General features: G+C 67.1%; 15 protein-coding genes. 7 read left to right on the forward strand and 8 right to left on the reverse strand.

Going from position 1 to position 15514, the window contains the following annotated elements:
* The 7 genes from KF871_RS16605 to KF871_RS16635 all read right to left on the reverse strand — a co-directional run.
* On the reverse strand, positions 1-267 hold a 267-nt coding region (locus KF871_RS16605), incomplete at its 3' end, for a DUF882 domain-containing protein (protein ID WP_291145045.1).
* A gap of 25 nt (positions 268-292) precedes the next feature.
* Positions 293-1900 (reverse strand): L,D-transpeptidase family protein, encoded by a 1608-nt coding sequence (locus KF871_RS16610; protein WP_291145048.1) that lies wholly within the window; start codon positions 1898-1900, stop codon positions 293-295.
* A 58-nt stretch (positions 1901-1958) separates the two neighbouring features.
* Complete coding sequence (locus tag KF871_RS16615; protein ID WP_291145051.1) at positions 1959-2699, reverse strand: type 1 glutamine amidotransferase; 741 nt, start codon at positions 2697-2699, stop codon at positions 1959-1961.
* Positions 2700-2789: 90 nt separating this feature from the next.
* The gene (locus KF871_RS16620) at positions 2790-3563 is read right to left on the reverse strand and encodes a hypothetical protein (protein ID WP_291145054.1); all 774 of its coding nucleotides are present in this window, start codon (positions 3561-3563) and stop codon (positions 2790-2792) included.
* A gap of 138 nt (positions 3564-3701) precedes the next feature.
* The gene (locus tag KF871_RS16625) at positions 3702-4514 is read right to left on the reverse strand and encodes a crotonase/enoyl-CoA hydratase family protein (protein WP_291145056.1); all 813 of its coding nucleotides are present in this window, start codon (positions 4512-4514) and stop codon (positions 3702-3704) included.
* The gene (locus KF871_RS16630; RefSeq protein WP_291145058.1) at positions 4511-4894 is read right to left on the reverse strand and encodes a hypothetical protein; all 384 of its coding nucleotides are present in this window, start codon (positions 4892-4894) and stop codon (positions 4511-4513) included. The genes KF871_RS16625 and KF871_RS16630 overlap by 4 nt, the downstream gene beginning before the upstream one ends.
* Complete coding sequence (locus tag KF871_RS16635) at positions 4891-6285, reverse strand: acyclic terpene utilization AtuA family protein (protein WP_291145061.1); 1395 nt, start codon at positions 6283-6285, stop codon at positions 4891-4893. Before KF871_RS16635 ends, KF871_RS16630 begins: the two co-directional genes overlap by 4 nt.
* Before the next feature lie 207 nt (positions 6286-6492).
* Between KF871_RS16635 and KF871_RS16640 the strand changes: the two genes are divergently transcribed.
* The 6 genes from KF871_RS16640 (at position 6493) to KF871_RS16665 (ending at position 13224) form a co-directional block, all read left to right on the forward strand.
* Positions 6493-7368 carry a branched-chain amino acid ABC transporter permease gene (locus KF871_RS16640; protein ID WP_291145064.1) on the forward strand — a complete coding sequence of 292 codons (876 nt, stop codon included), beginning with the start codon at positions 6493-6495 and terminating at the stop codon, positions 7366-7368.
* A gap of 1 nt (position 7369) precedes the next feature.
* Positions 7370-8446: a branched-chain amino acid ABC transporter permease gene (locus KF871_RS16645; protein ID WP_291145067.1), complete on the forward strand. Its 1077-nt coding sequence runs from the start codon at positions 7370-7372 to the stop codon at positions 8444-8446.
* Between the two features lie 5 nt (positions 8447-8451).
* Entirely contained in the window at positions 8452-9276 is an 825-nt protein-coding gene (locus tag KF871_RS16650; RefSeq protein ID WP_291145069.1) for an ABC transporter ATP-binding protein, read from the forward strand.
* An 85-nt stretch (positions 9277-9361) separates the two neighbouring features.
* On the forward strand, positions 9362-10150 hold the full coding sequence (locus KF871_RS16655) for an ABC transporter ATP-binding protein (protein ID WP_291145073.1): 789 nt from the start codon (positions 9362-9364) through the stop codon (positions 10148-10150).
* A gap of 3 nt (positions 10151-10153) precedes the next feature.
* Entirely contained in the window at positions 10154-12010 is a 1857-nt protein-coding gene (locus tag KF871_RS16660; RefSeq protein ID WP_291145077.1) for a long-chain fatty acid--CoA ligase, read from the forward strand.
* A 38-nt stretch (positions 12011-12048) separates the two neighbouring features.
* Positions 12049-13224, forward strand: coding sequence for an ABC transporter substrate-binding protein (locus KF871_RS16665; protein WP_291145080.1), 1176 nt, complete (start codon positions 12049-12051; stop codon positions 13222-13224).
* A gap of 99 nt (positions 13225-13323) precedes the next feature.
* Here the strand turns inward: KF871_RS16665 and KF871_RS16670 are convergent, their stop codons facing one another.
* The gene (locus KF871_RS16670; protein WP_291145083.1) at positions 13324-14685 is read right to left on the reverse strand and encodes a HAMP domain-containing sensor histidine kinase; all 1362 of its coding nucleotides are present in this window, start codon (positions 14683-14685) and stop codon (positions 13324-13326) included.
* Positions 14686-14943: 258 nt separating this feature from the next.
* Between KF871_RS16670 and KF871_RS16675 the strand changes: the two genes are divergently transcribed.
* The gene (locus KF871_RS16675) at positions 14944-15513 is read left to right on the forward strand and encodes a hypothetical protein (RefSeq protein WP_291145085.1); all 570 of its coding nucleotides are present in this window, start codon (positions 14944-14946) and stop codon (positions 15511-15513) included.
* Position 15514: the final 1 nt, after the last annotated feature.

The following is a 15514-nucleotide window of genomic DNA, read 5'->3' on the forward strand; positions in this document are numbered from 1 at the left end:
ATCGATGGTTCCGACCTCGCCGGAATAGTGGTCGCGCAGGAAGTGGTTGGCCTGTTCCAGCGCCTGCGGCAGGTAGCGTGCGCCGCTGGCGTAGGTCAGTTCGATCGATTCACCGGTGTGGGTGTGGCTGAACGCCAGGGTACGCGAGGCGGCGGTCGATGCCCAGGCGGCTGGAGCGAGGGCGGCCAGGGCGGAACCGGCCAATGTGATCCGGGTGCTGCGCCGAAGAAACCAGCGGCGCTCCTGGTGAAGCAGGTCGATAGGCATGCGCGAGAGATTACCATGGCGCCCGTCACGAGCCGGACCACGGCGTCGGTGCGCGCGCCAGCGCGGCCGATCGGGCGCGCAAGGCTTCGTCCAGCAGGCGGTCGTGGCCGTACAGGTCGTCGTGGAAATACACCTGCCCGTGCTTGACCACGACCGTGCTGTAGGCGATCAGCACCGGCAGCGTCTCGCGCAGCCGTATCGTGCGCGACACGCCGGCGTTCATCGCCTCCTCGATGCGTTCATGGTTCCAGCGCGGATCGTCCTGCAGCACGAAACGCGCCAGCGCGACCGGCGCCTCGACCCGGATGCAGCCGTGGCTGAAGTCGCGTCGCTGGCGCGCGAACAGCCGCGGCGACGGCGTGTGGTGCAGGTAGATGTTGTCCCGGTTGGGGAATACGAACTTGATGTCGCCCAGCGCGTTTGTCGGCCCCGGGCGCTGGCGGATGCGCAGGCGAGCGGCCAGCACGGCGTCCAGCTTGGACGGCGTCAGGACGGTGTCGACCGAGCCGTCACCGCCCACGAACTCGAAGCCCTGCCGGTCCCAGTAGGCGGGGTCGCGTCGAAGACGGGGCACGGTCTCGGCCTTGGCGATCGAGGGCGGCACGTTCCAGTAGGGGCTGAACTCGATGCTGCGCATGCGCTCATCGAACAAGGGTGTCTCGTGGTCCAGCGCCTCGCCCACGATGACGCGCATGGTCAGCCGCACCTGGATCTGCCCGTCCACCACCTCGTAGGCCCGCAGCACGAACTCGGGAATGTTCACCACGATCATGCGTGGCCCCAGGAACAGCGGCGTCCAGCGCAGCCGCTCCATGGCCAGCGCCACCTGCCGCGCACGCGCCACCGGCGTGACCTCGAGTGCTGCGCGGGTCGAGGCGCCCACCACGCCGTCGGCGCCCAGCCCATGGCGCGCCTGAAAGCGCCGCACCGCCTCGACCAGTTCGCCTTCGTAACGCGCTGGTACCGGGCCGTCGGCGGCCAGGTCGCCCAGGCGCTGCAGCCGCAATGCCATGCGCTCGGTGCCCGACCAGGTGGCGCCCGGGTCGAGCCGGGGCAGGCGCGCGTGGGCAGGCTTGGGCAAGGCGGGCAGGGGTTGTGCCCAGGCCGCGTCGCCAGCAAGCGCCTGCATGGCCATCAGCACCGCCTGGTACTGCCCGTAAATGGGCAACGGTGGCACGGCGGCCTGGACCGCGTCGGCCAGGCGCCCGTTCGCCAGCGCAGCGACCAACGCCTGGCCGGGATCGAAACCGGCCCGCGGCGCGACGCTGACCTGCTGGTGCACCTGGCGCGGATCCACCCGCCCGAATGCCAGGTCGTGCAGAAACTGCCGCATCGCACGGCCCAGGTCGTCGGCGAACTGGTGCGCCATGGGTGCGTCGGGGTGAGCCAGGGCCGCCGGCAAGCGATCGGCCAGCGACGACGCCAGGTAGTCGTCCGGGTGCAGACCATGTTGGTTGGCCTGGGCCAGCAAGCCAACCGCCTGCTGAGCTTGCGCGGGCGACCAGCGCAGCGCCACCTGGTTGTCTGATGTGCTGCCTTCGAGCCAGGCGGCGCCGGCCACCCGCCAGGTCATCCAGGCGGCGGCCGCCAGCAGGCAGTCGCGGCGTTGCCAGAGAGAGGAGAACAAGGGCATCGGGCCATTGTGGGCGTTCGGCCCCTGGCGCAGCTTGAGCCAGATCAGACGGGCCAGATCAGATGCGCCAGCGGCGGCGCCAGGTGGCGTAGATCACCTCGGCCAGGGCCTCGCTGCCTGCTTGGTGCCGATCGGTGGCGGCCAGCATGACCTCGGGCGACTGCACCGTGTCCGGATGGCGGCCAACCGCATCCGGATAGACGGGCCCCGGATCGCCCAGCCAGGTGCGGATCTTCTGCGGCGTGATCTCGATGTGGAACTGCATCGCCAGGTGCCGCCCCAGCGCGAAGGCCTGGTGCGCACAGGCCGGCGAACCCGCCAGCAGTTCCGCGCCTGCCGGCAATTCGACAAAGCTGTCGTAGTGCCATTGGTACACGGTGGGCAGGCGCGCGTCGCCCAGCCAATCCCGTGCGGCCGGCGTGTCGCGCACGGCGATCGGCAGCCAACCCACCTCGGGCTGCGGCAGGCGCGCTACCCGCGCGCCAAAGGCCCGTGCGATCAACTGCCCGCCCAGGCAGTGGCCGATCACAGGCACCCCCAGCGCGTCGGCCTCGCGGATCAGCGCCTCGACATGGCGCAGGCTGGGGCGGTCGTCGTTGGCACCCCACTCGCCACCCAGCACGGCCAGCGCGCGGTAGGGCGCCACGCTGGCCGGGTAGGCCTGGCCGGCCTCGGCACAGAACACCTGCCACCGGGCCTGCCGGGCGTCGAGCCACTGACCCAGGTAGCCCGGGTTGTCTTCGAGGGTGTGCTGCAGCACCAGCACGTCGTGGGTGATTGGCGAAACGTCAGAAGGCATGCCAACGATGCTAGGCAGCAAGGCTTGCCCTGTCGGGGCCAATCGCTGCCACCGTTGCGGAACCGATGACCGCCCGCGCGGCCCGACAACTCAGAGCCTGGGCTTGCTGGCGCTGCCCTCACGGCGCTTGATGGCCGCCTGGCGTTGCGCCTCGACCCACTCCAGGGTGGCCAGGTAGGCGGTGCCCCAGCCCGGCACATCGGCCAGCGTCGCGCGCACCTGCTTGGCCGGCGACTTGGGTGAGGCCAGCATGTGGTAACTCAGCACCCGCGCGCACTCGCTGGGGTTGCGCACTTTGTTGGCGTTGCGCAGGTGGTTGAGCCGCCAGCCGTACTTGTCGTTGCCCATGTAGATGCTGGACATGACGCCACTCACATCCGTCACGTCGCGCACGCAGTGGACGGCACCCGCGGGGTCGAACCAGCTCAGGCTGCCCGGGGTTTCCATGTCGGGCTTGCCGTGCTTGTCGAGAATCGCGGCCCGGTAGTCGGCCACCGTGGGCGGGTCCACCGGGTTCTTGATGGTGCGACGCACGAGCACGAGCTGCCCGCCCTTGGGCGGCGGTGCAAAGCTCAGTTCGAACTGGTCTTCCACCCAGAGGCTGCCTTTGCGTACTCGCTTGCCGCCGGTCATGCGGTCCAGAAAAGGCTCCGTGCTGAACGACTTGACGCCGTCCCCGTAGCGAAAGCTGCTCTGGATTTCCTGGATGCTGGCGCGCTCAACACCGAAGGCCACCAGTGCCGCCTTTGCCTGCTCGGGCGTCATGCCCAGCTTGAGACCGGCCAGGTCCTGTTCGCCGGCGAAGGCATTCGCACCTGCGGCCCAGGCCAGGCAGGCGATCAACACACAACGATTCCACGGCATCGGCGGCACCTCCCGGTTCAAGCTAGGGCCTGCGCGGTCTGCGCGCAGGCCAGGGTGTGGGTACGGATGCGCCAACCCTAACGACCACCCGCCCGTCCATCGACCCCCATTTGAGAGTCACCGGGCCCGCATCCGCTTTCAGAAGCGCCCGTGACGCCCCTGCCCCGACGCGAAGCGCTGTGCGCCCTCCAGCGCATCGGGGATGCGGGCCTTGCCGCGCTGCCATTCCTGCTGCAGCGCATCGCCCATGGGCAGGTCCCACTGCGCGTAGGCACTCTCGCGGTCGGCCCGCATCGTCGCTTGCGGAAAGGCCGCCAGTTGCTGCGCCAGTGCGATGGCGGCCTCGCGCGCCTGCCCGCGCGGCACCACGCGGTTGGCCAGCCCCATTTGCAGGGCCTCGGCGGCCTCGACCTTGCGCCCGGTGAGGATCAGGTCCATGGCGTGCCCCATGCCGATCAGGCGCGGCAGGCGCACGGTGCCGCCGTCAATCAGCGGCACGCCGAAGCGGCGGCAATAGACGCCGAAGTAGGCGTCTGCCTCCATCACGCGCAGATCGCACCACAGCGCGAGCTCCATGCCGCCGGCCACGGCCGCGCCGCTGACGGCCGCGATCACCGGTTTGGACAAACGCAGCCGCGACGGGCCCATGGGGCCGATGGCGCGCGCATCGTCGGTGGCGAACTCAAGGTCGCCCAGGGCATCGCTGCGCCCCTGCTGCGCGGCGCGGGCGCCGAACTGCAAGTCCCAGCCGGCGCAGAAGTGGCCGTGTGCGCCATGGAACACCGCCACCCTGGCCTGCGGGTCGTCCTCGAACGCCAGAAAGGCCGTGTGCAGCGCGTGCGCGGTGGCGGTGTCCACCGCGTTGCGCACCTCGGGTCGGTCGAGGGTGATCACATGCAGCGTGTCGAGGACCTCGACCTGCACCGCCCGCTTGGCGTCGCTGTCGCTCATGGCGCATCTCCCCACCAGCCCACCCGCGGTGCGGCGAGCACCGCATCGAGCTCGGCCGCATCGACATCGATCTCCAGCCGCAACAAGGCCGCGGCCATCGCCTTGCCCAGGTTGTCCAGCCGCAAGTTGCGCGCCCCTCCCCCTTGCAGCGCGCCCTTGAGCACGAACTTGAGGGCCAGGATGTTGGGCAAGGGCCAGGCGTCGACCTCACCGGGCAGCCAGGGCGCAAAGTGCTGCTGCACGCGCGCGGCGCTCACCTCGCGCTGCAGCAGGGCGTAGCCCGCTTCGTTCCAGGCGAACAGGCCGAAGTCCACCCAGTCGGCCTTGTCGCCACTGCGCGCGTGGGCAATGCGCGCCAGCGGAATGCGAACCACGCTCACGATGCCACCTCCATCCACTCGACCGTCACACCCGCTTCGACCTCGCGCCGATCCACCAGGGTGGGCCAGATGCCCAGCAACTCGCTCACGTTGTGAAGCCCGGTGAAGCCGCAGGTGTAGGCCGGCCCGCTCAGCCCCATCCAGGGGAACAACCGGCCAAAGCCATCGGCGGCCGCCTTGTCGGGTGTGCGCAGCACCAGGCGCGTCCACACCTCGTTGAGCTGGTTGAGCGCATCGGGTGCGGGCAAGGGCGCCAGGGGCCCGTGCGCGGAGTTCAAGCCCGGGTACTCCACGTAGAGCTCGTCGTGCGGTATCCGCTTCTCGCGCAACAGGGTGCGAATGGTGGCCTGCGCCTGCTGCGATTTGTCCCAGGCGTCGGGCCATGAGAAGCCCCAGGTGACCTCGGCCTTGTACCCATCGCGAAATCCGGCCACCACCTTGAGTTGATCGCCCGGGGCGCTGCCGCGCGCACCCGTGAGGCGCACGCGGTCCTGGCCTTCGTCGTCGAGGCGGATGCCGCCCATGTCGAGCACCACGTCGGGGCTGCGGTAGGCATGCGGGTTGTGCACCTCGTAGAGCAATTGCTGACGCACGGTGTCGAAGTTGACCCGCCCTCCGGTGCCGGGCGCCTTGGTGATGAGCGCGCTGCCATCGGCCCACACCTCCGCAATCGGGTAGCCAATGTGGGCCAGGTCCGGAATGCTTTGCCACATGCCTTGCGCGCCGAAGTTGCCGCCGCTGCCCTGGCCCGAGCATTCGAGCAGGTGCCCCACGGTGAGGCCCTGCGCAAGGCGATCGAGCTCGGCGCCCTCGCTTGCCCCTTCGATTCGCCAGCCGTGCGCGTGCGCGATCGGCCCAAGGAACAGGGCCGCATCAGCCACACGGCCGGTGATGACGATGTCCGCGCCCTCATCGAGTGCGCGCGCGATGGGCGCTGCGCCCAGGTAGGCGTTGGCAAACACCAGCCGCTCGCGCACCGCGTCCGCACTCGCTCCGGTGAAGAGATGGGGAAAACCCGCGCCCGCATCCTGCAAGCGGGGCAACACGTCGTCGCCACTCACCACCGCCACGCGCGCCTTCAGGCCCTTGGCCGCCAGTGCCGCCGTCACTGCCGTCGCGGCGCCGCGCGGGTTGAGGCCGCCCGCGTTGCAGACGAAGCGCACGCCGTGGCGCTGCATCAGCGGCCACAGGCGCAACAGCAGCGGCACCACGTCGCGCGCATAGCCCAGCAACGCGTCGCGTTGGCGGTCTTTCTGCAGGATGGCCAGCGTGAGTTCGGCCAGGTGATCGCTGGCAATGAACTGCACGCCGCCGCGTTCGATGCTGGCCGCGATGGGCTCCCATGCGTCGCCATAAAAGCCAAGCCCGGCCCCGATGCGGATCGAATTCATGGCGGCAGCATAGGCGTATTCCCTATTTTTGCCAAGCAACTGCTTGCTAAAAATAGCGTGCCGCATCGGCTGGCACCTGCGCGACGCAGGCTCGGGTCTACCCTAGCCTGCGTTTGCAGCAGGCCCGATATAAAACCCGCACAACAGTTGGACACGCGCCTTCCGGATTGCAGCGCACACCGTCCACCACAACACAGGAGACCGTGCTTGCAACTGCTGCAATTGCTCATCAGCGGAGCGGCGCAAGGCTGTATCTACGGCCTCATCGCGCTCGGCTTCGTGCTCATCTACAAGGCCACCGAAACGGTGAGCTTTGCGCAGGGCGATCTGATGATGGTGGGCGCCTTCGGTGGCCTGCTCACCATGGAGCTGCTGGGCTTTCCGTTCTGGGTGTCGGTGCCGGCGGCCATCGTCGGCATGGGTCTGTTCGGCATCGCGATCGAGCGCCTGGTCATCCGCCCCATCCTGGGCCAGCCGGCCTTCTCGATCGTGATGCTCACCATCGGCGTGGGGTATGTGCTGCGCGGGCTCATCACCATGATCCCCAACATCGGCACCGACACGCACACCCTGCCGGTGCCGTACGCCGGCCAGGTGCTCAAGCTCGGTGCCCTGGTGATCTCGGCCGAGCAGATGGTGGTGATCGGCGCCACCGCCGTGTTGTGCGTTGTGCTGTTTGCCATGTTCCGCTACAGCAAGATCGGCATCGCCATGCAGGCGGCGTCGCAGAACCAGCTCGCGGCCTACTACATGGGCATTCCGGTCAAGCGCCTCAACGGCCTGGTGTGGGGGCTGGCCGCGGGCGTGGCCGCCATCGCCGGCCTGCTGCTGGCGCCCATCACCTTCGTGCACGCCAACATGGGCTTCATCGGCCTCAAGGCCTTCCCGGCCGCGGTGGTGGGGGGCTTTGGCAGCCTGCCCGGCGCCATCGTGGGCGGCCTGGTGATCGGCATCGTCGAGGCCATCGCCGGCTTCTACCTGCCCGAAGGTTTCAAGGACATCGCGCCCTACATCGTGGTGCTGCTGATGCTGGTGCTCAAGCCCAATGGGCTGTTCGGCGAAAAGCTGCGCAAGAAGGTCTGACATGCGTTTCTTGTTCAAGACCAACTACGACCAGGACATCCGTCTCGCCAAGCATGGCGGCCACGTCTTCTGGTACGGGCTGCTGTGCCTGTTCCTCGCCACGGCGCCCTGGAGCATCGACGAGTACTGGCTCGCGCAACTCACCTTTGTGCTGATCTACGGCGTCGTCGGCCTGGGGCTGATGCTGCTGGCCGGCTTCACCGGTCTGTTCTCGCTCGGCCACGCGGCCTTCCTGGGCGTGGGCGCCTACACCCAGGCGGTGATGGTCAACGCTGGCGTACCCTTCCCCATCGCGCTGGCGTGTGCCGGTCTGCTGGCGGCCGCGGTGGGTGTGGTGGTGGGCCTGCCCGCGCTGCGTGTCAAAGGCATCTACCTGGGCATGGCCACGCTGGCGTTCGGCTTCATCGTCGAAGAGGGCCTGGCGCGCTGGGAGTCGGTCACCGGCGGCAACAAGGGTTTGCTGGTCAACCCGCCGTCGCTCTTCGGCTTCGAGTTCACCTCCACCGAGAGCTTCTACTTTCTGTGTCTGGTGGTGGCAGTGCTCAGCACACTGGCCATCGTCAACCTGATGCGCTCGTCCACCGGCCGGGCCTTCGTGGCCATCCGCGACTCGGAGATCTCGGCACAGAGCATGGGCATCCACCTTGCGCGCTACAAGACGCTGTCGTTCGCCCTGTCGGCCGCGCTGGCGGGCCTGGGCGGTGCGCTGTACGCACACAAGATCCAGTTCCTCTCGCCCGAGCAGTTCTCCATCATCCAGTCGATCGACCTGCTGTTGCTGGTCGTCATCGGCGGCCTGGGCTCCATCCACGGCGCCTTCCTCGGCGCGATCTTCCTGATCGTGATGCCGCAGCTCATCGCGCTGGGCAAGGACTTTCTGCCCGACGCCATCGGGCAGGCGGCCGGCCTGCAAGGCACGGTCTACGGCCTGGTGCTGATCGCCTTCGTGCTGTTCGAACCCCTGGGCCTGTACGGCCGCTGGCTCAAGGTGCGCACCTACTTCCAGCTGTTCCCCTTCTATCGCAAAGGCATGTTCAAGCGGCAGAAGTCGTTCCAGAAATCGGACCGTCTGAAATGAGCGCCATGAACGACGACATCCTGCTGTCCGCCAAGAACCTGAGCGTGCGCTTTGGCGGCGTGCTCGCGGTCAACGACGTGAGCTTCGACGTGCGCAAGGGCGAGGTGTTCACCCTCATCGGCCCCAACGGTGCGGGCAAGACCACGGTGTTCAACCTCATCAGCCGCATCTACACCCCCACCACCGGCACCATCGACTTTGCCGGCCCCAATGGCACGCTGCGCCTGACCGAGCAACCCCCGCACGCCATCGCCGCGCTGGGCATTGCGCGCACCTTCCAGAACATCGAACTGTTCGAGCACGCCACTGTGCTGCAGAACCTGCTCATCGGGCGCCACACCCACCGGAGAACCGGCTTGTGGCGCGAGATCTTCTTCACCGGCAAGACGCGTGCGGCCGAGATCGAGGCGCGCGAGCGGGTGGAGCATGTGATCGACCTGCTTGACCTGCAGCACCACCGCGAGAGCATGGTGGCCGGCCTGCCTTATGGCGTGCGCAAGGTGGTCGAACTGGCGCGCGCGCTGTGTACCGAGCCCAAGCTGCTGCTGCTGGACGAGCCGTCTTCGGGCCTGAACGTCGAAGAGACCGAAGACATGGCGTTCTGGATCACCGACATCAAGAACGAGCTCGGCATCACGGTGCTGATGGTCGAGCACGACATGAGCCTGGTCTCCAAGGTGTCCGACCGCGTGCTGGCCATGAGCATGGGCACCGAACTGGCCACCGGTACGCCGGCCGAGGTGCAGGCCGACGCGGGCGTGATCGAAGCCTACCTGGGCAGCGTGGACGACGTGTCCAGCCTGCGCCGCGAGAACACGAAGGTGTACTGATGAGCAATGCCGGTCCGCCCCAGATTGCGAACGCCCCCCTGGGGGGCAGCGCCGTACACGAAGTGACCAGCGTGGGGGTCAACCAATGACGGTTCCGACCAGCGACGCACCGGTGCTCAAGCTCTCCAACGTCGAGAGCGCCTACGGGCCCATCAAGGCCATTCGCGGTGTGAGCCTGCAGGTTCGCCGTGGCGAGATCGCCACCGTGCTGGGCTCCAACGGCGCCGGCAAGACCACCATCCTCAAGACCATCAGCGGCATCATCGACCCGCGCAAGGGCACGGTCGAATTCAAGGGCGAGAACATCACCGCGCAGGACCCGGCCTTCATCGTGCAGCAGGGCCTGCTGCACGTGCCCGAAGGGCGCGAGGTGTTTCCGCTGCTGAGCGTGCACGACAACCTGCTCATGGGCGCCTACACCCGCCGCGATCGCGACGGCGTGGCCAACGACATGGCGCTGGTGTACCGCTACTTCCCCATCCTCAAGGAGCGCGCCACGCAGGACGCCGGCCTGCTCTCCGGCGGTCAGCAGCAGATGCTGGCAATCAGCCGCGCACTCATGGCCAACCCGGATCTGATCCTGCTCGACGAGCCCAGCCTGGGCCTGAGCCCGAAGCTCACCAAGGAGATCTTCGAGATCGTGGTGCGCATCAACCGCGAGCGCGGAACCACCATCTTGCTGGTGGAGCAGAACGCCAACATGGCACTCAATGCATCCGACTACGGCTACGTGCTTGAGAACGGCCGCATCGTGATGGAAGACACCTGTGCCCGCCTGCGCGAGAAGGACGACATCAAGGAGTTCTACCTCGGCATGAAGGAACAAGGCGTGCGCGCCGACCGCCGATGGAAGAAAAAGAAGAACTGGAGATGAGCGATGAGTGAACTCTGGAACCTCGCCCACATCCAGCCCGAGACACGCACCGTGCTCGATGGCGAGACCATTCCCGCGCTGTTCTGGAACGGGGTGGCTGCCCGTGGCGACAAGGTCTGGATGCGCCAGAAGGACTTCGGCATCTGGCGCAGCTGGACCTGGCAGCAGACCGGCGACGCGGTGCGCGAAATCGCCCACGGCCTGATGGCACTGGGCTTCGAAGCACGCGAGACGGCATCGATCCTGTCCAACACCACCATCGAGTGGGTGCTGTGCGACCTGGCGGTGCTCAGCGCCGGCGGCGTGGCCAATGGCATCTACCCGACCGACGCGCCCGAGCAGGTGCAGTTCCTGTGCGAGGACTCGCGTACCACGGTGCTGTTCGTCGAAGACGAAGAACAGCTCGACAAGGCGCTGGAAGCACGCGCATCGCTGCCCCTGCTGCGCAAGATCGTCGTGATCGACATGGAAGGCCTGCGCGAGTTCCGCGACGAGCAGGTGATGAGCCTGGACGCCTTGCGCCAACTGGGTCGCGATCACCTGCGTCAACACCCTGGCCTGGTTGAACAGCGCGTGGCCGCCGTGCAGCCCGACGACCTGGCCATCCTGGTCTACACATCGGGCACCACGGGCAAGCCCAAGGGCGCAATGCATTCCCACAAGGGGCTGGTCTATACCGTGCGCGGCTACAACACACTGATCGCGCGCGACGAGAACGACGAATGCATGTGCTTTCTGCCGCTGTGCCACATTGCCGAGCGCATGGGTGGCGAGTACTTCTCGCTCTACACCGGCGCCAAGCTCAACTTCGTCGAGAACCCCGAAACGGTGCCCGAGAACGTGCGCGAGATCGCGCCCACCGTGTTCACCGCCGTGCCCCGCGTGTGGGAGAAGTTCTATTCGGGTGTGATGATCACGCTCAAGGAAGCGGGCAAGCTGCAGCAGGCCGCCTACGCCTGGGCCATCGGCGTGGGGCAGCGCGTGGCCGACCACGTGCTCAAGGGCGAGACCGTTCCCGGTGCGCTGCGCCTGCAGTTCCGCCTGGCGCGCGTACTGGTGCTCGACAACGTGCGCAAGGTCATCGGCATTCACCGATCCCGCTTCCTGGTCACCGGCGCCGCGCCCATCTCGCCCGATCTGGTGCGTTGGTACCTGGCGCTGGGCGTGCCCATGCTCGAGGTCTGGGGCATGACGGAGACCTGCGGTGCATCGACCGGCATTCCGGCGCAACGCATCAAGCCCGGCAGCATCGGGCCGGCCGCGCAATACAACGAGGTGAAGCTCGACCCTGCCACCAACGAAATCCTGGTGCGCGGTCCGAACGTCTTCATGGGTTACCTGAACCTGCCCGAGAAGACCGCCGAGACCATCGACGCCGATGGCTGGCTGCACACGGGTGATGTGGGCACGGTGGATGAGGAAGGGTTTTTCCGAATCACCGACCGCATGAAAGACATCATCATCACCGCAGGGGGCAAGAACGTCACGCCCAGCGAGATCGAGAACGAACTCAAGTTCTCGCCCTACGTCACCGACGCAGTGGTCATTGGCGACCAGCGGCCTTACCTCACGGTGATCATCATGATCGACCAGGAGAACGTCGAGAAGTTTGCGCAGGACAGCGACGTGCCCTTCTCCAATTACGCCAGCCTCACCCGCGCCCCCGAAGTGCAGCAGCTCATCCAGAGCGAAATCGACCGGGTCAACAAGAAATTCGCACGCGTCGAGCAGATCAAGAAGTTCTTCCTGCTCGACACCCAGCTCACCGCCGAAGACGAAGAACTCACGCCGACGATGAAGCTCAAGCGAAAGCTCGTGCAGAAGAAGTACGCCGAGCAGATCGAAGCGATGTACCACTGACCCCTGCCCCTTCCACCTCACCACAGGAGACACGAGCGATGAAGATGACACTGAGCCTGATTGGCGCGGCCGTCGCGCTGAGCGCCGGCGCCGCGATGGCGCAATCCCAGGGCGTGAACAAGGACGAACTCGTCCTCGGTTCCATCCAGGACTTGTCGGGCCCGATCGCGGGTTTCGGCAAACAGGTGCGCCTGGGCATGCTGCTTCGCGTGGACGAGGCCAACGAGCAAGGCGGCGTCAACGGTCGCAAGATCAAACTCATCGTCGAAGACTCCAAGTACGACCCACGCAACGCCGTGCTGGCCGCGCAGAAGCTGGTCAACCAGGACAAGATCTTCGCCATGATCGGCCACATCGGCACGGCGCAGAACATGGCCGCCATGCCGGTGCAGTTCCAGAAGAACGTGATCAACTTCTTCCCGGTGACGGCCGCGCGCGAAATGTTCGAGCCCTTCCACAAGCTCAAGTACAGCTTCGCCGCCACCTACTACGACCAGATGCGCATTGCCGTGCCCAAACTGGTCAAGGAAAAGGGCGCCAAGAAGGTCTGCACCATGTACCAGGACGACGAGTTCGGTCTGGAAGTCAAGCGCGGCGCCGAAGAAGGCCTCAAGGGCATTGGCATGAGCATGGCGGTGGAGACCAGCTACAAGCGCGGCGCCACCGACTTCTCGTCGCAGATGCAGAAGCTCGCCTCCGAGCAGTGCGACATGGTGGTGCTGGGCACCATCATCCGCGAGACCATTGGCGGCATCGCCACCGCGCGGCGGCTGGGCTTCAATCCCACCTTCATCGGCTCCAGCGCGGCCTACACCGACCTGATTCACAAGCTGGGCGGCCCGGCCATGAACGGCCTGTACGCCACCATGACGGTGCAGCACCCCTACCTCGATTCCACCTCGCAACCGGTGCGCTTCTGGGCCACCAAGTACCAGACCAAGTTCAACGAGGACCCCACCGTGTTTTCGGTCTATGGCTACAGCGCGATGGACGCCTTCATCCGCGCCGCCACCAAGGCCGGCAAGAACCTGACCACCGACGGCTTCATCAAGGCCATGGACACCATGACCATTCCGCCCGACATCTTCGGCAGCGCCGAGATGACCTTCTCGCCCACCAAGCGCCTGGGCAGCAACGCCACGCGCCTGTCGCAACTGCAGGACAACCGCTGGAAGGTGGTGTCCGAGTACATGAAGATCGACGCTGCGAAGTGATGTGCACCTGAGCGGGCCGTCCGGCCCGCGCCCGGCGCCCAAGCCGCCCCGACCCCGGTCAGGCGGCTTTTTTGTTGGCCGCTCTCGGCCGCAAAGGCCTCAGGTTGCCGGCAGCGTCCACCAGAAGGTGGCGCCGCGCCCGGGTTCACCTGCCGCCCCCACCTCGCCACCGTGCTGTTGCACCGCACGGCGCACCACGGTCAGGCCCAGGCCGGTGCCCGGCACGGCGTGCTCGGCCAGCCGGCTGAAGGGGCGAAACAGTTCGCCCGCGCGATCCCCGTCGAAGCCCGGCCCGTTGTCGGCCACGCTGAAGCGCCACACCGGGCCCTGCGACTCGGCCTGCACCGTCACCTGCAGCTCGCGCACGGCCTGGCCGTACTTGAGCGCATTGCCGATAAGGTTGATCAGCACGTGCTCCATGAGGCCGCGATCGGCGGGCAACACCGGCAGCGGCCCGAGCCGCACCAGGCGGTCAGCTCCCGGGTACTCCTGCGCCAGGCGTGCCACGCACTGCTGGGTCAGCTCGGCAAAGTCCACCGGCGACTTTTGCGCCGGTTGCTGGTCTGCCTGCGCCAGGCTCAGCAGATCGCCCACCATGCGGCTGGCGCGCAGCGCCTCCTGGCCCATCTTGCGCACCAGCGGCGTGGCCAGCGCAGGCTGCCCTTCCTCGATGGATTCGCAGGCCACTTCGGCCAGACCATGGATGTTGCGCAGCGGTCCGCGCAGGTCGTGCGACACCATGCCGGAGAACGAACGCAGGCCCTGGTTGATCTCTTCGAGCTGACCGGTGCGTGCGCGCACTTGGTTGTCGAGCTGGCCGGCCAGCTGCTGCAGCCGGCCCTCGGCAAGCTCGCGCTCGCGCAGCTCGGCCGCCAGCTGGCGCGCGTCGCGCTGCAGGATCAGCGTCATGAGCAAAAAGTAGATCACCACGATGGGCATGGGCGTGATCTGCCGAAACGCCAGCGCATCCATGCCGGCGCGGTGCGCGGCCCACAGCAACGCCGGGTGCAACAGAAAGCTGGCCGCCAGCACCAACTGGCCAAACCAGCGCTCGCGCCGCCACCAGCGCCACACCAGCCAGCCCGAGGTGGCGATCAGCGCCACGGCCGTGGCCAGCGGCCCACGCAGTGGCTCGCCCGCAAAGCCGATGACCACCAGCGCCGACAGCACGAAGCCCACTGCCGTGATCAGCAGAAAGCGCAAACCCTGGCGCCGTGCCTTGGGGCTGAGGTAAGTGTGAAGCCCCACCACCAGCGCCGCGAGGCAAGGCATCACCAGGAACGGGCCCACCTCGCCAGCGGCCGCGCGCACGGCGCCCAGCAGTTCGGCTGCGCGATAGAGCATCTGCAGCAGCCCGAACACCAGGGCCGAGCCCGCCATCCAGCGCACATAGGGCCAGGACCCGCGGTGGGCATAGAGCAGGAAGATGGCCCCCAGCAAGGCCACCGACATGCCCGTCATTACCCGCAAATCACCGAAAACGTTGATCCAGCCCATCCGCACCCCGTGCCGCAACAGCGCGCAGTGTCGCCCATGCCAACAGGGGTGCAATAGGGATGGCGCCGCTTGACGCACCCAGGGGACCGTGTACTGCCAAAAAGCGCACAGCCGCTCACTTGCCTTTGGTCGCCCTTGGGCACCGTTTACACACGGTCACGCTCAACGCGGGAGACGCCGGAAACAATGATGGACCGACACACGCCCCTCCGAGGAGACACCATGCCCGCCCCCACCTTGCGCCATCTGCTGCCCCTGGTCATCGCCCTGAGTTGCCTGGGCAGCTTGTCTTATGCCGACGACAACACCAGCGCACCCCGTGGGCAGGATTTCGCCGGCCTGATCGCGGCCGAAAGCCTGAGCAAATCGGGCATCACCGATCCCACCCCCGATCAACTGGCCGACGAAACCGACAAAGTGCAGTCCATGCGCGACGACGGCATGGGCTGGGGCGCCATCGCCAACAGCCTGGGCATCCGCCTGGGCGCGGTGGTCAGCGCCGCCAACAAGGCCAAGGCCGCGAAGAACAAAGTGGGCGACGATGCCACCACCGAATCGCGGACCAGGACGGCCAGCAAGACCAGCGCAAAGACCACCGCCAAGTCCAAAGACAAGTCCACCACCTCGCCCACCGCCAAAGCACAAAGCAAGGCGTCGGGTTTTGCCGCCACCAGCACCGGCGCTGCGGGTGGCGCCGGCAAAGGCAATTCGGGTGGCAAAGGCGGCGGCAAGGGTGGAGGCAACGGCGGTGGCAATGGGGGAGGCAACGGCGGCGGTGGCGGCAAGCGCTGAA

The organism is Hydrogenophaga sp., from assembly GCF_019635465.1.
Lineage (GTDB): Bacteria > Pseudomonadota > Gammaproteobacteria > Burkholderiales > Burkholderiaceae_C > Hydrogenophaga.